Raw genomic sequence first — 22,517 nt, 5'->3', positions numbered from 1 at the left:
AATGATATGCGGAAAATAAATGCAGTACCAATGATAATTTTATGCTTAGCACCCATACTTATTTTACTTACAATTATGCTTTCAATTTTATATGGGGCGAAGAATATTGATTTTGGAACAACTTGGAATGCACTATTTCATTTCGATTCAGGCAATGTAAATCATAACATTATTATTACTTCTCGTTTACCAAGGGTAGTTGCAGCTCTATTAGTCGGAGCATTTCTAGCCATATCAGGAGCACTTATGCAGGGGATGACAAGAAACTATCTTGCATCCCCTTCTATTATGGGTGTGACAGATGGTTCAGCTTTTGTGATTACAATTTGTATGGTATTTCTTCCGGGAATGTCTTCAATAAATATGATTCTATGTTCTATGCTAGGCTCAGCATTAGGAGCTGGAATTGTTTTTGGTTTTGGTTCATTACTTCGAAATGGATTATCACCAGTCAGGTTGGCAATTATAGGAACTGTTATAGGGACATTTTTAAGTAGTATTTCTGCTGCAATTGCTTCTTATTTTCAAGTTTCGCAAAACATTAGTTTTTGGTATAACGCAAAATTACATCAAGTGGATCCCAACATACTTAAATTGGCAATTCCTTTTGGGGTAGCCGGTATTATATTGGCGCTTCTTATCTCAAAATCTATTACGATTCTTTCGCTAGGAGAAGAGGTTTCTATTAATTTAGGACAACGTACAAAGCTTGTAAAAGCTGCTGCAATTCTATCTGTTGTATTTTTAACAGGAACTGCGGTTGCTTTAGTTGGGAAAATTGGTTTTGTAGGTCTAATTATTCCTCATATTACTCGCTTTTTAATTGGGGTAGATTATAAATGGATTATACCGTGCGCTGGTGTAATTGGTGGAGTTTTTCTAGCTTTATGTGACGTGTTAAGTAGATTTGTAAATTATCCATTTGAGACACCAATAGGGGTCGTTACGTCATTAATTGGAATTCCTTTCTTCCTTTATTTAATTAGAACAAGAGGAGGAGAGAGGCATGCTTAGAGGTTCACTGTCGCGTTATGTAATAACAATGGGTATTATCATATTTTTAATTTTGAGCGCAATTTATATTAGTTTAACGAATGGTACATTTGATATTACGATTACAGATGTATTTCGAACGTTATTTCGAATTGATCCTGTACCTGAACACGATTTAGTTATATTTGATTTTAGGCTTCCGAGAATTGTAATCGCAGGATTAGTAGGATTAGGTCTTGGAATTGCCGGTGCTGTTATTCAAGGGGTTACAAGAAATGGTTTAGCTGATCCTGGTATTTTAGGGATTAATGCAGGAGCGGGGATTGCAATTGTGATTTTTATGTTTTTCTTTCAAGGACAAATAAAAAGCACAGATTGGATTTCTATCATGATGATGCCATTGTTCGGTCTAGTCGGTGGGTTAGGTGCTGCTATATTAATTTATATGTTTTCTTGGAGAAATGGAAAATTAGATTCACAGCGTCTTTTGCTAACAGGGATTGCGATAGGATCAGGGTTCGGAGCGTTTTCTATGTATTTATCATTGAAAATGAAAGCAACTGACTTTGAAATGGCTGCTGTGTGGGTTTCAGGAAGTATATATAATGCAAACTGGAAATATATTATTGCTATGTTGCCATGGCTCATTATCTTAGTTCCAATTATCAAAAGAAAAGCGTATTTGCTTGACTTATTTCAATTGGAAGAGTCAAGTATAACGAGTTTAGGAGTTTCCGTAGAAAGAGAAAAATCTATTTTATTATTAAGCAGTATTGGATTAGTGAGTGCATGTGTTTCTGTTTCAGGAAGCATTGGGTTTATTGGTTTAATGGCACCACATATTGCGAAACGTCTGGTTGGAATCCATCATAATCATGTAATTCCTGTATGCGGCGTAATTGGAATGCTACTTGTGATTACTTCGGACTTTATAGCGAAAACAATCTTTTCACCTGCAGAGTTACCAGTTGGAATTGTAATTTCAATTGTTGGTGTACCATATTTCTTATATTTGTTATATAAAGCAAAGGCGTAAGAGGAGTGATAGAAAGTGAATGTTCTAAGCGCTGAAAATTTAGAAACGAGTTATGAAAAGTTCACGGTTTTTCGTGATTTGAATGTAGAAATAAAAAAAGGGAAAGTTACCACAATTATTGGACCAAATGGTTGCGGGAAATCCACATTATTAAAAACAATGGGCCGGATTTTAAAACAAAAAAGCGGAAAAGTGTATTTGCAAGGACAAGACTTAAATACCATCCCTACAAAACAAATCGCGAAGCAACTAGCATTACTTCCGCAAAATCCAATTGCTCCAGGAGAGCTGAAGGTAGAAGAATTGATTTCTTATGGACGCTATCCACACCGTAATAATGTGAATAAAATATCATCTCAAGATAAAGAAATCATTGAATGGGCCATGGATATTACAAAAACGACTGCTTTTCGCAAAAGACAAATTGCGAATTTATCAGGTGGACAAAGACAAAAAGTATGGTTAGCCATGGCTTTAGCACAAGAAACGGAAGTTTTATTATTAGATGAACCGACTACATACCTTGATATGTCCCATCAATTGGAAGTACTGCAAATTGTTGAACGGTTAAACAGAGACCACAAATGTACGGTTGTTATGGTTTTACATGATATTAATCATGCAGCACGATTTTCAGATGAGATTGTTGCGATGAAAGAAGGAAAAATCATTACAACTGGAAGTCCAGTAGAAATCATTACAAATGAAGTATTAAAAAGTGTATTTCATATTGACGCACGTGTCATGATAGATCCATATAATGGAGCTCCTGTATGTTTCGGTTATGATAGTGTGTTCCAAGAAGAAAATACTGAAATATACGTGACTAGTTAAAATGATAAAAGGAGGGGGAGAATGCCATGAATACGAGTATTGAAAAAAAAGATGTTACCATTTCTGGTGCAGAGCAATGGAAGATGTATTCGAAAATAGGAAATCGTGAATATCAAATTTATATTTCGAAGCCAAAGCAACCTGCTCCAGAACATGGATATCCTGTAATTTATGTATTAGATGGAAACGCATTTTTTCAAACGTTCCAAGAAGCTATTAAGATCCAATCAGTAAGAGCAGAAAAAACAGGAGTTGCACCATCTATAATTGTAGGTGTAGGCTATCCGATAGAAGGAACTTTTGCAGCTTCTGAAAGGTGTTATGATTTTACTCCTTCCGTACCTTCTAAGGATGCGCCGCAAAAACCTGATGGAAAACCCTGGCCTAAGTCAGGGGGGGCGAATGAATTTTTAACATTTATTCAAGATGAATTGAAGCCGCAAATTGAAAAGAATTTTGAGATTGACAGAGGAAGACAAACAATATTTGGACATTCACTCGGTGGATTATTTGCTTTACATGTATTATTTACAAATACAAATGCCTTTCAAAATTATTTCATCAGTAGCCCATCTATTTGGTGGAATAACCAGTCTGTTCTTGAAAACGAAGCAGGGTTTATAAATGAATTGGACCGAGCGAGTTCTGAAGTTGGAGTTTTTTTGACAGTGGGAGCATTAGAAAGAGAGCATATGGTTCGAGATGCCACTGCATTATCAGAGCGTTTACTGAATTTGCAATATAATAAGTTTCGATTTGCATTTTATGAAGCTGAGGGAGAGAACCATGCATCGGTAGTTCCAACGGCTTTAAGCAAGGCACTGAGATTTGTAAGTAATGTATCCTAATTACTGAATGAAGCATACGTTTTGGTAGGTCAGCGCGTATGTAATGTCCTTATACTTATATAAAAAAGGTAAGCAGCAGCTTACCTTTTTTATATAAGTTAATATTGAGTATGTCTGTATGTATATTTTATGCTATAAATGTTATACTCCGATTAGATGTTATTACATGTAGATTGAATTTGAATAGGATTGTTATAGATATCTATTTGTGAATACGATAGAAACTTTAAGAAGGTGATAAAATGAATCATAATGAAAATGAAGCAGCTACTACTCATAGATCGGATAAAGAAAAAGAACAAATTATGAATCGGTTAAAGAGAATTGAAGGGCAAGTACGTGGTATCCAAAATATGATTGAAAATGATCGCTATTGTGTTGATATTTTAGTTCAGATTTCAGCTATTAATGCAGCGATGAAGAAGGTTGGTATGGGAATACTTAAAAATCATACAAATCATTGTGTTTCTAGTGCTATTAAAGAGGGGAATGGTGATGCTGCAATAGATGAGTTAATGAAAGTGTTTGAACGATTCTCAAAAGCGTGATAAAACAAGCTAGTATTAGACCTAGCTTGTTTTTTTATTTGTTTATCCATAAGATTAATTTTAGGAATTAGAGAGTATAAACGAAGAATATAACAAGTTAAACATAAAAACAGCCTTCTCGCTTATGAGAAGGCTGTTTTTTATTATTTTACTGCTTCTTTTAGTTCTTTACCAGCTTTAAATGCAGGTACCTTTGAAGCTGCGATTTGCATTTCCTCACCTGTTTGTGGGTTGCGGCCTGTACGAGCAGCTCTTTCACGAACTTCGAATGTACCGAATCCGATAAGTTGTACTTTTTCACCAGCAGCTAAAGTATTTGTGATTGATTCTACTACAGATTGTACAACTACAGTAGCTTCTTTTTGAGAAATTTCAGCTGTTTGTGCTACATTTTTAATTAATTCTGTTTTATTCATATCTTCACCTCATATGTAAATAATGCTATTTAAGTTGTTATTATAACGTATAAAAGATTAGAGAACAAGTGTACTATACGTTTTCTATTAAATTCTTTTTGTTAAGCAGTTGCGGATTTTTTCTTTAATTCCGTTGTTTTACTTTTGGATTGCTCGCGTTTGTGATAAGCCAAGAAGTAAGGAAGCGCTACGAATAGTATACCACCGACTAAGTTTCCAAAGAAGACCATAATGAAATTCGGTAAGTATTCCATCCAAGTTAGGTGCCCTGCAAAAATGGCGGCTGGAATAACGAACATATTGGCAACAACGTGTTGAAAGCCAATTGCAACAAAAGTCATAACGGGGAACCAAATACCAAGTACTTTTCCAGCAAACTCTTTGCTACCCATACTGAGCCAAACTGCTAAGCAAACAAGCCAGTTACAACCAATAGCAGAGACGAACGCCTGTAATGGTGTATCATGTAGTTTTGCTTGAGCGATAGATACAGTCTTTGCTAAAAATTGTCCTTCTGTTAATCTGACGATATGGCCGAAAAAATAAGCGACAAATACAGCGCCAATAAAATTGCTAATTGTAACAAGTATTAAATTTTTTAATACTTTAGAGAAAGAGATTTTTTTTGAAAACCAAGCGATAGATACGGTCATCATATTACCGGTCACTAGTTCACCACCGGCAAGAATAACTAGGATTAGGCCGATAGGGAAAACAGCTGCTCCTAGAAAGTTAGTAAAGGATCCCCAAGATTTTGGCATTGTTCCAATGACGTGAATATCAAGTAAGTAACCTAGCGCTATGAAAGCGCCGCCAAAAAATCCTAAAATCAACATAGGAAGTAGCGGCAAAAGTGCTTTTTTTTGACCTGAACTTGCGGCCAACGTAGTAATTTCTTGCGGTGCATAGACAGACATAAACAACCCCTCCATATTTTGATACATGACTCCATTTTCAGTAATGAGTTTTCTGCCTCATTGTTGGCTAGATTGATAAATTCAGAGAACGGGTATAGTCCCTCGATTAAAAATTTTTCTACCCAGAACATTAAGATGAGGTTTTTTCGGAATATACATAAAAAAACACCAAAAATGATATTCATCTTGGTAAGTAAAAGTAAAAATTACTTAGAGTTGTTCTGTAGAATTTTTCATCAACAATCAAATATGAATAAAAAGTACATGCATTGCATATCATGTCGATAAATTTATGTTACATAATTTGAATAATTTTGTCAATTCGTGGAAAAGGTGTGTGGATAGAAGTTAGTATATTCTATGAAAAATGATGGGTATAGCATTTAAATGTTTATATGTAAATAACTATAAGAGGTCTATTACTTCTATAAAATAATAAAAATGACTATTATACAAACCTACATCATTAATAGAGAACATACATAAGTTATAGCATAACGAGTTTTTAAAACTCTAAACATGTTATAAAAAAGAGAATGTAAAATATGAGTGAAAAATGTTCGAAACATGTACCTTGTTCAGTTAAAGGACAAACTCAAATTCCACTTAATGATTCAGATGCACCAGCTATCGTTAGACAAAATGCAAGGGTGAAAATCCCAGTTGTTTTAGCAGAAAGAATCGTCCAAATTGTCGTAGAAGCAAATATTGAACTTGAAGATGGAGCAGTAGAAATTAAACGAGTGTTAAAAGATGTATTTTTAACACAATGTAAACTTGTACCAGTTGCGTTCGAAGATTTTAATGACACAGGATACCGTGAAGTAACGCGAGCAAAATTATTTGTAGAAGGCTATATTCGTAAAAATATCGAATATGCTACTAGTGATTGTAATGGAAACCTTCGCTATCGAACTGCAAATGTCCCATTCTACGGTTTTGTTGACTTAACTGAAGATGATTTTCTAACTCCTTCACTTTTTGCTGCTGGCTTAGCAAGCAGATCGCAATTCATTAATCCAAAAGACGGTGACTTACCTCGTTTGGACAAGTATTTCTTTGAAAATACTACTTTTTATAATGAACAACCGTATTGTGAATTAATACGTGCAGATTTCTTTGAACTAGATTTCGCTCCATGTCCTACACCTATAAATAAAGAATTTAAGGAAATTCGTGAAAAAATAGTATTAGATCTTACTTTGAAAGTTTTACAAGTTCAGCAAGTAAACGTATAACAAAAGAAGACATTCTCTTTTAATTCTGAAAGAGGATGTCTTTTTTATTGTTATAAGACATATATAATGTTGAAACGGTTATGTATATTTTAAAAATACATACACTTTTCAATTGATCAGTTAGGAAGTGATTGGTGATGAGCAATCCGTGGATCAGTAATAAAGTGGTGGATGAACTTTTTTCTAAACATAAAAAAACGCTAAAGAGCAAGAAAAAACATAAATTGATTGAAGAAAATGTGAAAGAGGATAGAACGTCAGAAGAGTATAAGGAAGCAGATAAATTGATTGAAGAAAATGTGAAAGAGGATAGAACGTTTGAAGAGCACAAGGAAGCAGACAAATTGATTGCAGAGGGTGTGAAAGAGGAAAAATTATCTGAAGAGCATAAGGAAGTAAATAAATCTCCAAATGAATTGAAAATAGGAAGTGCAGGACGTTCCATAACCGTGAAAAAAGCGTTTTCTACTGGTGCTGAAGTATCTAATTTTTTAAACCTACCTATTATTACTACCAATCCTTGGATTAGTAATAAAATGGTGGATAAACTTTTTACTAAACACAAAAAGATTCTAAAGAAAAAGGAAGCAGATAAATCGATTGAAGAGAGCGCAGAAGAGGATAGTTCAACGGAAGGGAGCAAGGAAGCAGATAAATCGATTGAAGAGAGCGTAAAAGAGGATAGTTCAACGGAAGGGGGCAAGGAAGCAGATAAATCGATTGAAGAGAGCGTAGAAGAGGATAGTTCAACGGAAGGGAGCAAGGAAGCAGATAACTCTGCCGCTGAATTGGAAATAGGAAGTACAGCACGTTCTATAATCGTGAAAACTCCATTTTCTACTGTTGCTGAAGTATCTGATTTTTTAAATCTACCTATTTTAAGTAGCAAAGATGAAGAAGTATTTATATTTCAAAACGAAACGGAGAAAATGCTTAATGAATTAGAAGCAAAGATGTTAGCTACAGTACATCATTATCATGAAGAGCCATATTGTTATTTCGTTTCTTCAAAGCTTTTTGAAAATAGGGTGTTTTTAGAACTTGCGAATGTGGAAGATATAAGAAATTCTGAGGATAGTTATATAAAACAATCTTTCTGGACTCCTATGCACAACGTGTTGTTAAAAGAGAAAATAGATGACATATCTAATAATTATATAACGACAAGACTGCCAATAGAAATAGGAAAGTATAAAACTGAGATTGGTTTGAAAGAAAAAGTGATATTTCAAGAAAAAGTCGCAGGAATTAAAGAAATTTCGCAGGAGGTTATTTTGACGGATAGTAAATTTTTTTCACCAGAAGCTAAAAATGTAAAGCGGAATCCAGTAACAGTTGAAAAAGGCATTTTACTTGTGGATGGTTATATTTTGCAGCGTATTGAGTATATCGTAGCCTGTTCAAATGAGAAAAATTTGTCTCAGAAAAAAGTGTATCAGCTACTGCAAAAAATAGTGCTTGAGTTAATCGTTCAAATATTGCAAGAACAAGAAGTGAAGGTAGAAATCATGTAACTACCATTGACATAGTGTATATAGAACATTTTTCTTGACTTTTTATATACAGGCGAGGAAAATGGTAAAAAAGGAAGGAGGGGTGATTATGGAAGAGTACGTATTGGATCTTTATAATGTATTATATACAACAGAGTGGCAAGATATTGTTTCATTTCTTGGAATTTTATTTTGTTTAAAAATTGTAATTGTATACATGGAAGAGCAAGGTATGTTCTATTCTTTCTCATCTCCGTCTGATTTAGAGCGGGAACCGTTGCTCCGCTATGCCAATATAAAATGGATGGAACTTCCTTTTATTACATTTTTCATGATTCGATTTATAACGGCCATTGTGAAGAAAAAAGAAGCTGAAGAAGGAGATTACGGTCCGACTTGTAATGCAGCATATTGTTTATAAGCTAAATACAAGGAGGAGAATAATATGTGGTTTCGATTTCTTATGATTGGTTTCTTTTCACTTACAGCAATTTCTTTAATAGGATATCAAGTATCAGAGATTTTTCAAGCATATAGTGACATGTTTTTTAACAAAAACTAACCGAATTGCTATTTCAATAATAAAGCGATAAAATCCTTCTTAAGAAGTATGATTAAGAAGGATTTTTTCTTGGTTAAATATAACTGTGTCAAAGTATTGTCACATTTTCACTATGAATAATATGTTAAAATAGTGTGGTTAACTGTACATATGTAGAAGAGGAAGAGGGAGTGAACAATTTGACGGATCGACTAAATAATCAGAAGAGCTATGCTCCTATTGTGATAACGCTTTCTGTGATCGTCAATGCGATTATTTTATTTTTGTTTTTTGGACCTGTTGGTTACAAAGGAGAGGTTCATTTTGATGTAACAATTTTGCCGATGTTAAATGCAATTTTTAATAGCTTTACATTCGTATTTTTATTGGCAGCATTGTTCTCTATTATTAAAAAGAATGTAAAGATGCATCGAGGTTTTATTCTTGCAGCATTTACAACAACATTGTTATTTTGTGTTTCCTATTTAACGTATCATTACTTGGCACCAGCGACGCATTTCGGTGGAGAAGGGGTAATTAAATATGTGTACTTCTTTATTTTACTTACGCATATTTTCCTTGCAGCAATTATCGTACCACTTGCATTGTTCTCACTTGTATATGGTTTTACAAATCAATTGACTCGTCACCGTAAGATTGTACGTTGGACGATGCCGATTTGGTTATATGTAAGTCTTTCTGGTGTTATTGTTTACTTAATGATTTCACCGTATTATCAGTAAAAAATCTCAGCCAAAAAGGCTGAGATTTTTTTGTTAAAGCAAATATTTTTGTGAAATGAGCGAAATATGTTATACAAAAGTATAGTAACTTTTATAGTGAAAGGATGGATAGGGAATTATGCAAAATTTTGTGTTTCGTAATCCGACAAAGCTTATTTTTGGTCAAGGGCAATTAGAGCAATTAAAGACAGAGATTCCCCAGTATGGTAAAAAGGTTCTTCTCGTATATGGCGGGGGAAGTATTAAACGAAATGGTATATATGATAATGTAATCTCTATCTTAAAAGAAATTGATGCAGAAATTTTTGAGTTAACAGGTGTTGAACCAAACCCACGTTTATCTACTGTAAACAAGGGGATTCAAATCTGTAAAGAAAATGATATTGAATTTATTTTAGCTGTCGGTGGTGGAAGTGTTATCGATTGTACGAAAGCCATTGCCGCGGGTAGTAAATATGATGGTGATGTATGGGACATTGTGACAAAGAAAGCTTTTGCAAATGAAGCTTCACCGTTTGGTACGGTACTAACTCTTGCGGCGACAGGTTCTGAGATGAACGCAGGGTCTGTTATTACAAACTGGGAAACAAATGAAAAGTATGGATGGGGCAGTCCTGTTACTTTCCCGCAGTTTTCTATTTTAGATCCAATGCATACGGCTTCTGTACCAAGAAATCAAACTATTTATGGTATGGTTGATATTATGTCACATGTGTTGGAACAATATTTTCATCAAGGTTCAAATACAGAATTGCAAGACCGTTATTGTGAATCGATTTTAAAAACGGTAATTGAAACAGCTCCAAAACTTTTAAACGATTTAGAAAGCTATGAGCATCGAGAAACGATTTTATATTGCGGGACAATGGCGCTAAATGGCATTTTAGCAATGGGTGTCCGCGGTGACTGGGCAACTCATAATATTGAGCACGCCGTTTCAGCTGTGTATGATATTCCGCACGGTGGTGGATTAGCGATTTTATTCCCGAATTGGATGAAACATGTTTTAGATGAAAATGTAGACCGCTTTAAACAATTCGCGGTGCGTGTGTTTAATGTAGAGCAAGAAGGGAAAACGGATAAGGAAATTGCTTTAGAAGGAATCGAAGCGTTGCGAAGCTTTTGGATATCTATTGAAGCACCGTCTCGTTTAGCTGATTATGAAATTGGAGAAGAGAAAATTGATGTAATGGCTGAAAAGGCGATGGTTTATGGGGAATTTGGTCATTTTAAAAAGTTAAATAAACAAGATGTGGTAGCGATTTATAGAGCTTCATTATAAAGGGTAAAGATAATTTGAAAAACCTTCTTGATATATATCAAGAAGGTTTTTTGATTGGTATTGATTGTTTTTATGATTTGTTTTGAATTAATTTGATTGTTTTTGGTTGATTTTTGAATCCGATTTCATTATACTGTAATCAAAGAAGAGGTGAGTGATATGTTAACTCCTGAACGTCATCAGCTAATTTTACAGCTTGTGAAAGAGAAAAAAGTAGTGAAATTACAACAGTTGGTGGAAGAAACAAAAAGTTCAGAATCAACAATTCGTCGTGATTTGGCGCAGTTAGAGAAAGAGCGTTTATTAAAAAGAGTTCATGGCGGGGCTGCTGTATTAACTGGAAAAGGTGAAGAGCCTACGATGGTTGAAAAATCAGCCAAAAACATTCAAATAAAAAAACAAATTGCAAAACATGCTGCGTCTTTTGTAGCAAAAGGTGATTGTATTTATTTAGATGCGGGAAGTACAACGTTTGAAATGATTCCGTATTTAATAGAGAAAGAAGTTACAGTTGTTACAAATGGACTTATGCATATTGAAGCGTTAGTTGAAAATAATATTCGTGCTTACTTACTTGGTGGAATGATGAAGAGCCGAACGAAAGCTCTAATTGGTGCAATGGCACAGGAAAGTATACAGCAGTACCGATTTGATAAGTGTTTCTTAGGGGCGAATGGTGTGCATGAACAGCTTGGATATACAACACCGGATCCTGAAGAAGCACTGCTGAAAAAAATGGCGTTAATATTAGCGAATGAAGGTTATTTTTTAATAGATGAAAGTAAATTTGCGGAAGTTGCATTTGCGAAAATTGCAAGTATTGAAGAAGCCACAATTATTACAAATGCATTAGAAGAAGAGCAAGAAGAATATAAACGAAAAACAAATGTAATTGAGGTTGATAAATGATGATTTATACAGTTACTTTAAATCCATCGATTGATTATGTTGTGCAAGCAGAGCGTTTCACGCTGGGAACTGTCAATCGAGCAGAAAAAGATATGAAATTTCCTGGTGGGAAAGGGATTAATGTATCCCGTGTGCTTCATCGACTTGGAATAGATAATACAGCGCTTGGGTTTATAGGTGGATTCACAGGCCAATTTATTGAAGGTGTTTTGAAAAATGAAGGCGTTAAGACGAATTTTGTCCATGTAGATGGAGATTCGCGTATTAATGTAAAAATAAAGGGACAGGAAGAAACAGAACTGAATGGGCAAGGGCCTGTTATTATGGATGAACAGCTCAGGCAGTTGATGAAAAAAATTGAAAAAATGCAGGCCGGTGATTATCTTGTATTAGCTGGAAGTATTCCAGCGTCGATTCCAAAAACTTTTTATGAAACAATTGCTAATTTTGGAGCAGAACATCACATTAACGTCATTGTTGATGCGAGTGGAAGTGCGCTTCAGCATGTGATTCAAAATAAGCCATTTTTAATAAAGCCCAACCATCATGAACTGGGAGAGTTATTTGGAGAAAAGCTTTCAACAATAGAAGAAATTATTCCATATGGTAAAAAGTTAATTGAACAGGGTGTGCAGAATGTAATTGTTTCTATGGCAGGAGATGGAGCTTTATTGTTTACAAATGAAGGAATATATGAGGCGACTGTACCAAAAGGAACAGTTATTAATTCTGTTGGAGCAGGGGATTCTCTTGTTGCAGGTTTTGTAGGGATATATGAAAAAACAAAAGATGTCGAAGAAGCATTTCGTTATGGTGTAGCAACGGGAAGTGCAACAGCGTTTTCAGCTGATTTATGTACGAAAGATAAAGTAGAGGGATTATTATCGCAAGTAATGATTACAAAGCGGTAGGGGGAACAGAATATGAAAATTACAGAGCTTTTAAAAAGGGATACAGTTATCATGGATTTGACAGCTTCCGCGAAAGAAGCTGTCATCGATGAATTAGTAGAGAAATTAGAAAAGGCAGGAAGGTTAAATAACCAAGCGGAATTTAAAGAGGCTATTTTACAGCGTGAAATGCAAAGTACAACTGGAATTGGCGAAGGAATTGCTATTCCGCATGCCAAAACAAAAGCGGTTAAACAACCGGCTATTTGTTTTGGACGTAGTGTAAGCGGTGTCAACTATGAGTCGCTTGATGGACAACCGGCTCATTTATTCTTTATGATTGCGGCTAGCGAAGGTGCAAACAATACGCATTTAGAAACGTTATCCCGCTTATCGACATTATTAATGGATGAAGGGTTTCGTAAACAACTGTTAGAAGCAAAAAATGAAGAGGAGCTTCTGCGTTTGTTTGATGAAAAAGAAAATGAAAACGAGCAAGAAGGTGAACTTAGTGAAGCAGCAAAGCCAGAAGGGAATGAACCGTATGTGTTAGCAGTAACAGCTTGTCCAACTGGTATCGCTCACACATATATGGCTGCGGATAGTCTAAAAGCGAAAGCGGCGGAATTAGGAGTTGCGATTAAGGTCGAAACAAACGGTTCTACTGGTGTTAAAAATGGATTAACGAAAGAAGATATTGAACGTGCAACAGCTATTATCGTTGCGGCAGATAAACAAGTAGAAATGAATCGCTTCGCGGGAAAACACGTGATTCAAGTACCAGTTGCAGATGGTATTCGGAAATCAGAGCAGTTGATTAGTCGAGCGATAAATCAAGATGTTCCAATTTTTAAAGGTGGAAAAGAAAGTAGAGAAGCAGAAGGGATAGAAAAAGAAAAAGGATTGGGCATATATAAGCATTTGATGAGCGGTGTAAGTAATATGTTACCGTTTGTAGTTGGAGGTGGAATTTTAATTGCACTTGCTTTTGCTTTCGGAGGAATTAAAGCAGAAGGTCCAATTGCAGAGACTCTCATGGCAATCGGTGGAGGGAAGATGGGAGCGTTCGCATTTCTTGTTCCAATCTTAGCTGGATTTATCGCGAGTTCTATTGCTGATCGCCCAGGATTTATGCCTGGTATTGTCGGTGGATTTTTAGCAGCGCAAGCAAATGCAGGATTTTTAGGTGGATTAATCGCTGGTTTCTTAGCTGGATATATTGTACTCGGTTTAAAGAAAGTATTAGCAGGTTTGCCAGCACAATTAGAAGGAATTAAACCAGTTTTATTATATCCAGTCCTTGGTTTGTTACTTACAGGGGTACTAATGTTGAAAGTTGTAAATCCTCCTGTTGTTGCTTTAAATGAGGCATTAACAAGTTGGTTAAGTGGTTTGGGCGGTGCAAATGCTATATTATTAGGACTTATTTTAGGTGGAATGATGGCTGTTGATATGGGAGGACCTATTAATAAAGCAGCATTTACATTTGGGATTGCTGCAATTGAGGCTGGGAACTTTGGTGTGCATTCAGCTGTTATGGCTGGTGGAATGGTACCTCCGCTTGCGATTGCTTTTGCGACGACATTTTTTAAAGCGAAATTTACAGAAGCAGAGCGTAAATCAGGTTTTACAAACTATATTATGGGAGCGTCATTTATTACAGAAGGTGCAATACCATTTGCAGCAGCTGATCCAATCCGTGTGATTGTCAGTTGTGTTGTTGGTTCAAGTCTGGCTGGTGCATTATCGATGTTATTTGGAACTACATTGCCCGCGCCACACGGTGGAATATTTGTCATATTATTAGTGAATAAACCATTGTTATATATTCTTTCTATATTAATAGGTTCTGTAGTATCAGCTCTTATATTAGGAGTATGGAAAAAGAAAATTTCATAAAAACCCAAAATGACAGCTACCACACTAGGTAGCTGTCATTTTGGGTTTTTAGTATACGTTATGTCATTTTATGTAATTTATTACATAAAATGACATAACGTAATGAAGAATTGTAATGTTTTGCTGTTTTTTTGTAACAAGATGGTAATACTATTACTTTTATTGCAAAAAAAACATATGTATTTGAAAGAAAAAATGATTTAAAACTCTTAAAAATACGTATAGAACACTATTTTCTTTTAGTCTACTTTATATTACAAAGCATTAATGATTGATTACGAAACGTTTGTAATTGTGTGTTTTCCCAAATTCCCAAAAAACTGTTGCTATAATGAGGACACGAAAACAAAGCGAATGGAGGCTATTCATGAAAAAATTAATTGGTATAGCAGCAGCAGCAGTTTTTGGTCTTGGGATTTTCACTACTTCTGCACAAGCAGAAACTGTTGTCACAACAGAGGTATTAAATGTACGCGAGAACCCAACTACTGAATCACAAGTTGTAGGCAAATTATTAAATGGTCATAAATTAGATGTTACAAATACAGAAAACGGATGGTCACAAATTAAATTAAATGGTAAAGACGTATTCGTAAGCGCAGAATTTACAAAAAGCATCTATTACGTAACAGCAAACGTATTAAACGTACGTGCTGAAGCGAACACAAATTCAGAAATTCTTGGTACGCTTAAGAAAGACGATATGATTGAAACAACGAACCAAGTACAAAACGGGTGGTTACAATTCGAATATAATGGGAAAACGGCTTATGTTCATGTTCCTTTCTTAACAGGTACAGCACCTGTTATTGAAAAACAAGAAACGCCTGCTCCTGCTCAAGCGGCAGCACCTGCAAAAGCAGAGGAAAAAGCGCCTGTAGCACAAGCAAAACCGGCTGCTAAGCCAGTTGTAAAAGCAGCAGAAACAAACGCTCCTTCTGGTGGTCGTGAATTAACGGTTGAAGCTACAGCATATACAGCTCATCCGAGTGAAAATGGCACATATGGTGGCCGTGTATTAACTGCGATGGGTCATGACCTAACAGCGAATCCAAACATGAAGATGATTGCTGTTGACCCGAAAGTGATTCCATTAGGATCAAAAGTATGGGTAGAAGGATATGGAGAAGCAATCGCTGGTGACACTGGCGGTGCAATTAAAGGTAATCGTATCGACGTTCTAGTTGGCTCTGACGCAGTTGCTAACAAATGGGGACGTAAAACTGTTAAAGTGAAAGTTTTAAAATAATGTTATTGTTGCTAAAAATAAATCCAGTTTTCAAATGTTGAGTGCTGGTCTTTCAGGCTGTTAGGGATTTCCTAACAGCCTTTTGTGAATTAAAATGGATATACAGTTCGTCCTGTAATAATCTTATAAGCACTGCAAAATTGGGTTTGTGTATATTGTTTAGTTGATTCGTCTAAAGTTTGGTAATTTAATAATGTATGAAAGGAACGTAGTAAGCAGTTTAAAGCGAAATATAATTCTTCTTGTGAGCAGTTTTTTTCTTTTAATGCTGTTGCTAAAATAAGTTCTTCCGTTAATGTTGAAAAATCAATAGTAGCTTGTCCGATTTTCATGATATCCTCTCCGATCTTTTTTATCATGTATATGTACCATTGGACAAACTATGTCAATTTTATCTCGCTGTTCGTGGATAATAAGATCCTTACCTCAAGATTTAAAGAGGCGAGGCAAATAAATCTCTATAAAATCCTGATTGGTTTAGGAGTGATAATCAGTGAAGGGAGGAGGCGACCCTACTGGCTAAGGCTTTACTGTATTATTCTTATTTTTAAAATTTCATTTACCGTATTGAAAGAACTTGCATTATGACTATTAAAGTTGGTAAGATTGGATATAATGATCAGATGGATAAGATTACATAAAGAGAGTTGAAATATATGGAAGAACTGCAACGTGAAAAAGTTGCTGTCATCATCGGACCGACTGCGGTGGGAAAGACAAAATTAAGCATTGATCTTGCAAAAGCGTTAAATGGTGAAATCATTAGCGGGGACTCGATGCAAATTTATCGTACGATGGATATCGGGACAGCTAAGGTAACAGAGGAAGAAATGGAAGGGATTCCGCATTACATGATCGATATTAAAGATCCAGAAGATTCATTTTCTGTGGCGGAATTTCAAGAGCTTGTTCGAGGCCATATTCGAGAGATTACAGAACGCGGAAAACTACCGGTTATTGTTGGTGGTACCGGCCTTTATATACAATCAGTTTTATATGACTATCAGTTTACAGATGAAGCTGGAGACCCTGTATATCGAGAAGAATTGGAAAAACTAGTGACAGAACATGGTGTAGAATATGTACATAAGAAACTGCAAGAGGTTGATCCAGAAAGTGCGAATCGAATACATGCAAATAATGTAAGGCGTGTTATTCGTGCTTTGGAAATTTTTCATACGACAGGTCAGAAAATGAGTGATCAACTTGAAAAACAGGAAAATGAGTTGCTATATGATGTTTCGTTAATCGGCTTGACTATGGATCGTGAAATGTTATATGATCGCATCAACTTGCGTGTCGATCTTATGGTCGAACAAGGATTGTTGCAAGAGGTAAATGCTTTGTATAAAAATGGAGTTCGGGACTGTCAATCTATTCAAGCAATTGGTTACAAAGAATTATATCAGTATTTTGAAGGTCAAATTTCGCTGGAAGAAGCCATAGCACAATTGAAAACAAATTCACGCCGCTATGCAAAACGTCAATTAACATGGTTCCGTAATAAAATGGATGTCACATGGTTTGATGTGACCGGCGGTGAAAAAACAACAGAAATTTTGCGGTACATAGAAGGAAAGCTACAAGTAAAGTCGAATAATAAGTAAGTAGAGAAAAAGAGGAGGATTCGACATGAAGCAATCAATCAATATTCAAGATCAGTTTTTAAATCAACTCCGTAAAGAAAACACGTTTGTGACGCTGTACTTATTAAATGGTTTCCAGCTTCGTGGATTGATTAAAGGTTTTGATAACTTTACAGTCTTATTGGAAACAGAAGGTAAGCAACAGCTTATTTATAAACATGCTATTTCTACATTTGTTCCACAAAAAAATGTTTCAATTGAACTAGAGTAGCAAGGAAATGTACATAACAAAAAAGAGCGAGGAATTCGCTCTTTTTTTATTTATATGTTTTTTGACATCTTCTAATGAATACGGAAGATAGTAAGTCGAACAGTGGTATCACCTGTATCGGGAATAGTGATTGTATTAGTAGTAGATTGAATAGCAATTGTAGTTCGTGCTTTTAAAGTTTCGATGGTTGAAAATGTAATTGAGCTCCCAATTGCGTTTGCTGAAAAGCTATCTGAAGGCATATTGCCATTAATGGCAATACCGAAGCCTAGGGGAGTTGATCCTGAAAATATTGTTGAAGCTGAAAAGTCAATGACATAAACACCATCTTCAAGGATTGTAATTGTATCTGTTGCATCGAAATGTATGTTATTTATGTTTGATACAAGGTTAAACTGTATGTTTTGATTAGGCTCTATAGTTTGTGGACGTGTATTTTTTAGTACAGCTGTGGTTACCGGAAAGCTAAACCCTTGAAGTCCACGTTCCCCCTGAGGCCCTTGTTCGCCTTGAGGTCCTTGTTCGCCTTGAGGTCCTTGTTCGCCTTGAGGTCCCTGTTTGCCTTGTATTCCTTGTTCGCCTTGAGGTCCTTGTTCGCCTTGAGGTCCCTGTTTGCCTTGTATTCCTTGTTCGCCTTGAGGTCCTTGTTCGCCTTGAGGTCCTTGTTCGCCTTGAGGTCCCTGTTTGCCTTGTATTCCTTGTTCGCCTTGAGGCCCTTGTTCGCCTTGAGGTCCTCGCTTGCCTTGTATCCCTTGCTCGCCTTGAGCTCCCTTTTCGCCTTGTATCCCTTGCTCGCCTTGAGCTCCCTTTTCGCCTTGTATCCCTTGTTCGCCCTGAGGCCCTTGTTCGCCCTGAGGCCCTTGTTCGCCCTGAGGCCCTTGCTCGCCTTGAGGTCCTTGTTCGCCTTGAGGTCCTTGTTCACCTTGAAGCCCTTGCTCGCCTTGAGGTCCTTGTTCGCCCTGAGGCCCTTGCTCGCCTTGGAACCCTTGTTCGCCCTGAGGCCCTTGCTCGCCTTGGAACCCTTGTTCACCCTGAGGCCCTTGCTCGCCTTGAGGTCCTTGTTCGCCTTGAGGTCCTCGCTCGCCTTGGAACCCTTGTTCACCCTGAGGCCCTTGCTCGCCTTGAGGTCCTTGCTCGCCTTGAAATCCTTGTTCACCTTGAAGTCCTTGCTCGCCTTGAAGTCCTTGTTCACCTTGAAGTCCTTGTTCGCCCTGAGGCCCTTGCTCGCCCTGAGGCCCTTGCTCGCCTTGAGGTCCCTGTTTGCCTTGAAATCCTTGTTCGCCTTGAAGTCCCTGTTCGCCCTGAGGCCCTTGCTCGCCTTGAGGTCCTTGTTCGCCCTGAGGCCCTTGCTCGCCTTGGAACCCTCGTTCGCCCTGAGGCCCTTGTTCGCCCTGAGGCCCTTGCTCACCTTGAGGTCCTCGCTCGCCTTGAAGCCCTTGCTCGCCTTGAGGTCCTTGTTCGCCTTGGAACCCTTGTTCGCCTTGAGGCCCTTGCTCGCCTTGAGGTCCTTGCTCGCCTTGAAGTCCTTGTTCACCTTGAAGTCCTTGTTCGCCTTGAGGTCCTCGCTCACCTTGAAGCCCCTGTTCACCCTGAGGTCCTTGTTTGCCTTGAGGTCCTCGCTCACCTTGAAGCCCCTGCTCACCCTGAGGTCCTTGTTCGCCTTGAGGTCCTTGTTCGCCCTGAGGCCCTTGTTCGCCTTGAGGTCCTTGTTGGCCTTGAGGTCCCTGTTCGCCCTGAGGTCCTTGTTCGCCTTGAAGCCCTTGTTCGCCCTGAGGCCCTTGCTCACCTTGAGGTCCTTGTTCGCCTTGAGGTCCTTGTTGACCTTGAGGTCCTTGTTGACCTTGAGGTCCCTGTTCGCCTTGAAGCCCTTGCTCACCTTGAAGTCCTTGTTCACCTTGAGGTCCCTGTTCGCCTTGAAGCCCCTGCTCACCTTGAAGTCCTTGTTCGCCTTGTATCCCTTGTTGGCCTTGAGGTCCCTGTTCGCCTTGAAGCCCTTGCTCGCCTTGAAGTCCTTGTTCGCCTTGAAGTCCTTGCTCGCCTTGAGGTCCTCGCTCACCTTGAAGCCCCTGTTCGCCTTGAAGCCCTTGCTCGCCTTGAGGTCCTCGCTCACCTTGAAGCCCTTGTTCGCCCTGAGACCCTTTCTCGCCTTGAAGTCCTTTTTCACCTTGAGACCCACGTTCGCCTTGAGGTCCAATCATTCCAATTGGCGCAATTTGTAGCAAAGTAATTTGTAAATTCTCTATTTTCACGATGATTTTTTTGAATGTAAGATGATTGATTCTAAATAATTTAGTGATATATAGTGAAAAGTTGAGTAAGTTTTGTAATTCAATATATGTTGCATTTGCTACAAAAGGTTGGTTATTCAAAATGGTAATTAAATTTTCGGCAATTGCAATGCCGGATTCTCGCTGCGATAGTGATAAATTTAAACGTTCCAAGAACCCCTTTATTATTTCTAATAAGTTTATAAGTTCTTTTGTGTTAGAGTGTATTGGATTGGAGAATACAGCTGGAATAACATTAGTTAAATCACTTAAAGTATCAGAAAAAAGATTCACATATAATTCAGGGATAGGGGTATAATGGACTGTAGGAATACGACGAGGCTGAGTCGGGAAATATGGTTTTGAAGTCTCTTTTGAATTATCGTTAAAGTAAGACATTAAAATGCTCCTTTCTAATAGGGATGGTGAAAAACCTATCATAGTAGATGCAAGTTACCTATAAAAAGGAATAGGGAAACGGGCTGTTTCTATGAAAAATAGTAAAAACGCCTATTTTACGAGGCGTTTTCTTTTTGTTTTGCATATTGATAATACCTTTTTAAGGAAATTTTTGATTTGAAACCGACTCGTTTTATGATTTCTTGCTCTGGAGTGTTTTGTTCGATTAATCGTAAAATAAAGGTGTTTCGAAAGTGTTGACCGGAAATACCTTTACGCAAATTTGCTCGCGCTACTTCAAGACGAATCATTTTTTGGACCGCTATTTCTGTTAGTGCTTTTGGAGCATCATTCTCGTATACCCAGCGATATGTATTACGGTTGAAATCGAATGCTACAAATAGTGGATCATCACTATGATATTTAGGGCGAACTGGTTCGGGAATTTTTTTGTAATAATTATATAGTTGTTTTTTGTCTTCGGCAGTCAGTTTAATGGTTCTTTCAACACCTGCTACTGCGGGAATAGAAATTGTATTCGTTTCAAAATGAACATGATGCATATTTAATGATACAAGTTCTTGTAGGGATAAGCCGTAATCGATGAGTAAATTAACAATAGAAATATTACGATCCATTAGTAATGGACGGACAGGGCGTTGTTTCTCTGATAATCCTTCTAATGAAGTTAGGGTATGTTTTAAACGTTTTTCGTCGTCTTTTGAAATGAAATCTTCATCACGTAATGCGCGATTAGGTTGGATGACGAGTTCCATGTCCTTTAATGGGTTTGGGAGATTTAAAAACTGATATAGTCTATTTAAGACAATAAATACACGGTGCATTGTTTTTTCAGAGTAATGTCGTTTCTGTTTTAAGTCGGAAAAATAATCTTCGTAGTCTTTTGTACAAAGTGTATCCCATATATTACTAGAGGAAAGTTTTTTATTTTTTTCTAACCAATGCCCGAAATCTTCAATATCATAGACGTAACGTTTAATAGTTGAAGGTTTTCTACCCTTATTTAATAAAAAGGCAGAAAAAGCTTGTACTGTATCATGAAGTTCCTTTGTTTCCATATTCCCACCACCCTGTTTTTTCTTATATTATAGCAAATTTTTCTGAAAATAGTTATTTGTAGGGGAAGTGGAAATATTAATAATACGATTAGGTGAGTTGATAAAAAGAGGTGATTGCATGGAACAATCGATGCGAAAAAAAAATAATAATCAAATTAATATCGTATTAAATCACCGGAAAAAAATTTCAGTACCCGCTTCAGAAAATAAATCGGTAATTTCAAGTGAAACGTCTACGAAGCATGAAATGCTGCAGCGAATCGAAGAGGAAATGGGAAAACTTGTTGGAATGGAAGATATAAAAAAAATAATAAAAGAAATTTATGCATGGATTTATGTGAATAAGAAAAGGCAAGAAATCGGCTTAAAGTCAGAAAAGCAAGTGCTCCATATGTTGTTTAAAGGAAATCCGGGAACAGGGAAAACGACTGTTGCTAGAATGATTGGGAAATTGTTGTTTGAGATGAATATTTTATCAAAAGGACATTTGGTCGAGGCAGAACGCGCTGATCTCGTAGGGGAATATATTGGGCATACAGCACAAAAAACAAGAGATTTAATTAAAAAAGCCATGGGTGGAATATTGTTCATTGATGAAGCATATTCGCTAGCGCGTGGCGGAGAGAAAGACTTTGGAAAAGAAGCGATTGATACGCTTGTCAAACATATGGAAGATAAGCAACATGGATTTGTTTTAATTTTAGCGGGATATTCAAGAGAGATGAATCATTTTCTTTCTTTAAATCCGGGTTTACAATCACGTTTTCCATTTATTATTGAGTTTGCGGATTATACAGTAAATCAGTTGCTCGAAATTGGAAAGAGAATGTATGACGATAGAGAATATCAGTTATCAAAAGAGGCGGAGTGGAAATTCCGTGATCATTTACATGCCGTGAAATATTCATCACAAATTACATCATTTAGTAATGGGCGCTATGTCCGGAATATTGTTGAGAAATCCATTCGTACACAGGCGATGCGTTTGCTGCAAGAGGATGCATACGATAAGTATGATTTAATTGGGATATCAAGTAGTGATTTAACGCTTGAAGAAGAGACGCACAGTTCATAAACTG

Annotated in this window: 23 protein-coding genes and 1 pseudogene; 17 read left to right on the top strand and 7 right to left on the bottom strand. The window is 36.9% G+C overall.

Annotation, left to right across the window (positions count from 1 at the left end):
* Positions 1 to 6: 6 nt before the first annotated feature.
* The 5 genes from AAIE21_RS01300 to AAIE21_RS01280 all read left to right on the top strand — a co-directional run bounded on the left by AAIE21_RS01300 (position 7) and on the right by AAIE21_RS01280 (position 4,259).
* The gene (locus AAIE21_RS01300; RefSeq protein ID WP_343265127.1) at positions 7 to 1,014 is read left to right on the top strand and encodes a FecCD family ABC transporter permease; all 1,008 of its coding nucleotides are present in this window, start codon (positions 7 to 9) and stop codon (positions 1,012 to 1,014) included.
* Positions 1,007 to 2,029, top strand: coding sequence for a FecCD family ABC transporter permease (locus AAIE21_RS01295; protein ID WP_343265126.1), 1,023 nt, complete (start codon positions 1,007 to 1,009; stop codon positions 2,027 to 2,029). Before AAIE21_RS01300 ends, AAIE21_RS01295 begins: the two co-directional genes overlap by 8 nt.
* A gap of 15 nt (positions 2,030 to 2,044) precedes the next feature.
* Entirely contained in the window at positions 2,045 to 2,863 is an 819-nt protein-coding gene (locus AAIE21_RS01290; RefSeq protein ID WP_343265125.1) for an ABC transporter ATP-binding protein, read from the top strand.
* A gap of 26 nt (positions 2,864 to 2,889) precedes the next feature.
* Complete coding sequence (locus AAIE21_RS01285) at positions 2,890 to 3,711, top strand: alpha/beta hydrolase (RefSeq protein ID WP_343265124.1); 822 nt, start codon at positions 2,890 to 2,892, stop codon at positions 3,709 to 3,711.
* Between the two features lie 242 nt (positions 3,712 to 3,953).
* On the top strand, positions 3,954 to 4,259 hold the full coding sequence (locus tag AAIE21_RS01280; protein ID WP_343265123.1) for a metal-sensing transcriptional repressor: 306 nt from the start codon (positions 3,954 to 3,956) through the stop codon (positions 4,257 to 4,259).
* 143 nt (positions 4,260 to 4,402) lie between these two features.
* On the opposite strand, the gene AAIE21_RS01275 is transcribed toward AAIE21_RS01280, so the two are convergent.
* Positions 4,403 to 4,675, bottom strand: a complete 273-nt coding sequence (locus tag AAIE21_RS01275) for an HU family DNA-binding protein (RefSeq protein ID WP_003199316.1) — start codon at positions 4,673 to 4,675, stop codon at positions 4,403 to 4,405.
* A 101-nt stretch (positions 4,676 to 4,776) separates the two neighbouring features.
* Positions 4,777 to 5,592 carry a formate/nitrite transporter family protein gene (locus AAIE21_RS01270; protein WP_343265122.1) on the bottom strand — a complete coding sequence of 272 codons (816 nt, stop codon included), beginning with the start codon at positions 5,590 to 5,592 and terminating at the stop codon, positions 4,777 to 4,779.
* Positions 5,593 to 6,137: 545 nt separating this feature from the next.
* Here AAIE21_RS01270 and AAIE21_RS01265 point away from each other — a divergent pair.
* The 9 genes from AAIE21_RS01265 (at position 6,138) to AAIE21_RS01225 (ending at position 15,836) form a co-directional block, all read left to right on the top strand.
* Positions 6,138 to 6,830, top strand: a complete 693-nt coding sequence (locus AAIE21_RS01265) for a CsxC family protein (protein WP_343265121.1) — start codon at positions 6,138 to 6,140, stop codon at positions 6,828 to 6,830.
* A gap of 137 nt (positions 6,831 to 6,967) precedes the next feature.
* Positions 6,968 to 8,344, top strand: a complete 1,377-nt coding sequence (locus tag AAIE21_RS01260; RefSeq protein ID WP_343265120.1) for a BC_2427 family protein — start codon at positions 6,968 to 6,970, stop codon at positions 8,342 to 8,344.
* A gap of 88 nt (positions 8,345 to 8,432) precedes the next feature.
* A complete protein-coding gene (locus tag AAIE21_RS01255; RefSeq protein ID WP_343265119.1) occupies positions 8,433 to 8,744 on the top strand; it encodes a hypothetical protein in 312 nt (103 codons plus the stop codon).
* Positions 8,745 to 9,055: 311 nt separating this feature from the next.
* Complete coding sequence (locus AAIE21_RS01250) at positions 9,056 to 9,607, top strand: DUF420 domain-containing protein (RefSeq protein ID WP_420792365.1); 552 nt, start codon at positions 9,056 to 9,058, stop codon at positions 9,605 to 9,607.
* A gap of 118 nt (positions 9,608 to 9,725) precedes the next feature.
* Positions 9,726 to 10,889, top strand: coding sequence for an iron-containing alcohol dehydrogenase (locus AAIE21_RS01245; RefSeq protein ID WP_343265118.1), 1,164 nt, complete (start codon positions 9,726 to 9,728; stop codon positions 10,887 to 10,889).
* A gap of 159 nt (positions 10,890 to 11,048) precedes the next feature.
* Positions 11,049 to 11,798, top strand: coding sequence for a DeoR/GlpR family DNA-binding transcription regulator (locus AAIE21_RS01240; protein ID WP_343265117.1), 750 nt, complete (start codon positions 11,049 to 11,051; stop codon positions 11,796 to 11,798).
* Complete coding sequence (gene pfkB, locus AAIE21_RS01235; protein ID WP_343265893.1) at positions 11,798 to 12,709, top strand: 1-phosphofructokinase; 912 nt, start codon at positions 11,798 to 11,800, stop codon at positions 12,707 to 12,709. Before AAIE21_RS01240 ends, pfkB begins: the two co-directional genes overlap by 1 nt.
* A gap of 12 nt (positions 12,710 to 12,721) precedes the next feature.
* The gene (locus AAIE21_RS01230; RefSeq protein WP_343265116.1) at positions 12,722 to 14,587 is read left to right on the top strand and encodes a PTS fructose transporter subunit IIABC; all 1,866 of its coding nucleotides are present in this window, start codon (positions 12,722 to 12,724) and stop codon (positions 14,585 to 14,587) included.
* Between the two features lie 367 nt (positions 14,588 to 14,954).
* Entirely contained in the window at positions 14,955 to 15,836 is an 882-nt protein-coding gene (locus tag AAIE21_RS01225; protein WP_343265115.1) for a cell wall-binding protein EntA, read from the top strand.
* Between the two features lie 89 nt (positions 15,837 to 15,925).
* On the opposite strand, the gene AAIE21_RS01220 is transcribed toward AAIE21_RS01225, so the two are convergent.
* Positions 15,926 to 16,168 carry a hypothetical protein gene (locus tag AAIE21_RS01220; protein ID WP_343265114.1) on the bottom strand — a complete coding sequence of 81 codons (243 nt, stop codon included), beginning with the start codon at positions 16,166 to 16,168 and terminating at the stop codon, positions 15,926 to 15,928.
* A 324-nt stretch (positions 16,169 to 16,492) separates the two neighbouring features.
* Here AAIE21_RS01220 and miaA point away from each other — a divergent pair, with 324 nt between their 5' ends.
* Entirely contained in the window at positions 16,493 to 17,443 is a 951-nt protein-coding gene (gene miaA / locus AAIE21_RS01215; protein WP_343265113.1) for a tRNA (adenosine(37)-N6)-dimethylallyltransferase MiaA, read from the top strand.
* Between the two features lie 25 nt (positions 17,444 to 17,468).
* On the top strand, positions 17,469 to 17,693 hold the full coding sequence (hfq, locus tag AAIE21_RS01210) for an RNA chaperone Hfq (protein WP_000813896.1): 225 nt from the start codon (positions 17,469 to 17,471) through the stop codon (positions 17,691 to 17,693).
* 71 nt (positions 17,694 to 17,764) lie between these two features.
* Here the strand turns inward: hfq and AAIE21_RS01205 are convergent, their stop codons facing one another.
* The 4 genes and pseudogenes from AAIE21_RS01205 to AAIE21_RS01190 all read right to left on the bottom strand — a co-directional run bounded on the left by AAIE21_RS01205 (position 17,765) and on the right by AAIE21_RS01190 (position 21,438).
* Positions 17,765 to 18,112, bottom strand: a complete 348-nt coding sequence (locus AAIE21_RS01205; RefSeq protein WP_343265892.1) for a Gly-Xaa-Xaa repeat protein — start codon at positions 18,110 to 18,112, stop codon at positions 17,765 to 17,767.
* Positions 18,113 to 18,147: 35 nt separating this feature from the next.
* Entirely contained in the window at positions 18,148 to 19,857 is a 1,710-nt protein-coding gene (locus tag AAIE21_RS01200) for a hypothetical protein (RefSeq protein WP_343265112.1), read from the bottom strand.
* A gap of 61 nt (positions 19,858 to 19,918) precedes the next feature.
* Positions 19,919 to 20,359 (bottom strand): annotated as a pseudogene (locus AAIE21_RS01195) (collagen-like repeat preface domain-containing protein); the annotation flags it as partial.
* Positions 20,360 to 20,475: 116 nt separating this feature from the next.
* The gene (locus AAIE21_RS01190; protein WP_481858645.1) at positions 20,476 to 21,438 is read right to left on the bottom strand and encodes a tyrosine-type recombinase/integrase; all 963 of its coding nucleotides are present in this window, start codon (positions 21,436 to 21,438) and stop codon (positions 20,476 to 20,478) included.
* Positions 21,439 to 21,556: 118 nt separating this feature from the next.
* On the opposite strand from AAIE21_RS01190, the gene spoVK reads away from it, so the two are divergent.
* The gene (spoVK, locus tag AAIE21_RS01185) at positions 21,557 to 22,513 is read left to right on the top strand and encodes a stage V sporulation protein K (RefSeq protein WP_343265111.1); all 957 of its coding nucleotides are present in this window, start codon (positions 21,557 to 21,559) and stop codon (positions 22,511 to 22,513) included.
* Positions 22,514 to 22,517 lie beyond the last annotated feature (4 nt).

Origin of the sequence: Paenibacillus sp. 102, assembly GCF_039549175.1 — a bacterium.
Lineage (GTDB): Bacteria > Bacillota > Bacilli > Bacillales > Bacillaceae_G > Bacillus_A.
The sequence above is the reverse complement of the archived record's forward strand: the minus strand, read 5'-3'. Positions and strand labels throughout refer to the sequence as shown.

What these genes read in the sequence shown, in the direction of transcription:
- AAIE21_RS01275 (WP_003199316.1), bottom strand. Translation starts at nt 4,675, where the DNA reads ATGAATAAAACAGAATTAATTAAAAATGTAGCACAAACAGCTGAAATT.
- AAIE21_RS01265 (WP_343265121.1), top strand. Translation starts at nt 6,138, where the DNA reads ATGAGTGAAAAATGTTCGAAACATGTACCTTGTTCAGTTAAAGGACAA.
- AAIE21_RS01240 (WP_343265117.1), top strand. Translation starts at nt 11,049, where the DNA reads ATGTTAACTCCTGAACGTCATCAGCTAATTTTACAGCTTGTGAAAGAG.
- AAIE21_RS01220 (WP_343265114.1), bottom strand. Translation starts at nt 16,168, where the DNA reads ATGAAAATCGGACAAGCTACTATTGATTTTTCAACATTAACGGAAGAA.
- AAIE21_RS01245 (WP_343265118.1), top strand. Translation starts at nt 9,726, where the DNA reads ATGCAAAATTTTGTGTTTCGTAATCCGACAAAGCTTATTTTTGGTCAA.
- AAIE21_RS01260 (WP_343265120.1), top strand. Translation starts at nt 6,968, where the DNA reads ATGAGCAATCCGTGGATCAGTAATAAAGTGGTGGATGAACTTTTTTCT.
- AAIE21_RS01300 (WP_343265127.1), top strand. Translation starts at nt 7, where the DNA reads ATGCGGAAAATAAATGCAGTACCAATGATAATTTTATGCTTAGCACCC.
- pfkB (WP_343265893.1), top strand. Translation starts at nt 11,798, where the DNA reads ATGATTTATACAGTTACTTTAAATCCATCGATTGATTATGTTGTGCAA.
- AAIE21_RS01295 (WP_343265126.1), top strand. Translation starts at nt 1,007, where the DNA reads ATGCTTAGAGGTTCACTGTCGCGTTATGTAATAACAATGGGTATTATC.
- AAIE21_RS01280 (WP_343265123.1), top strand. Translation starts at nt 3,954, where the DNA reads ATGAATCATAATGAAAATGAAGCAGCTACTACTCATAGATCGGATAAA.
- AAIE21_RS01230 (WP_343265116.1), top strand. Translation starts at nt 12,722, where the DNA reads ATGAAAATTACAGAGCTTTTAAAAAGGGATACAGTTATCATGGATTTG.
- hfq (WP_000813896.1), top strand. Translation starts at nt 17,469, where the DNA reads ATGAAGCAATCAATCAATATTCAAGATCAGTTTTTAAATCAACTCCGT.
- AAIE21_RS01225 (WP_343265115.1), top strand. Translation starts at nt 14,955, where the DNA reads ATGAAAAAATTAATTGGTATAGCAGCAGCAGCAGTTTTTGGTCTTGGG.
- miaA (WP_343265113.1), top strand. Translation starts at nt 16,493, where the DNA reads ATGGAAGAACTGCAACGTGAAAAAGTTGCTGTCATCATCGGACCGACT.
- AAIE21_RS01270 (WP_343265122.1), bottom strand. Translation starts at nt 5,592, where the DNA reads ATGTCTGTCTATGCACCGCAAGAAATTACTACGTTGGCCGCAAGTTCA.
- AAIE21_RS01285 (WP_343265124.1), top strand. Translation starts at nt 2,890, where the DNA reads ATGAATACGAGTATTGAAAAAAAAGATGTTACCATTTCTGGTGCAGAG.
- spoVK (WP_343265111.1), top strand. Translation starts at nt 21,557, where the DNA reads ATGGAACAATCGATGCGAAAAAAAAATAATAATCAAATTAATATCGTA.
- AAIE21_RS01255 (WP_343265119.1), top strand. Translation starts at nt 8,433, where the DNA reads ATGGAAGAGTACGTATTGGATCTTTATAATGTATTATATACAACAGAG.
- AAIE21_RS01190 (WP_481858645.1), bottom strand. Translation starts at nt 21,438, where the DNA reads ATGGAAACAAAGGAACTTCATGATACAGTACAAGCTTTTTCTGCCTTT.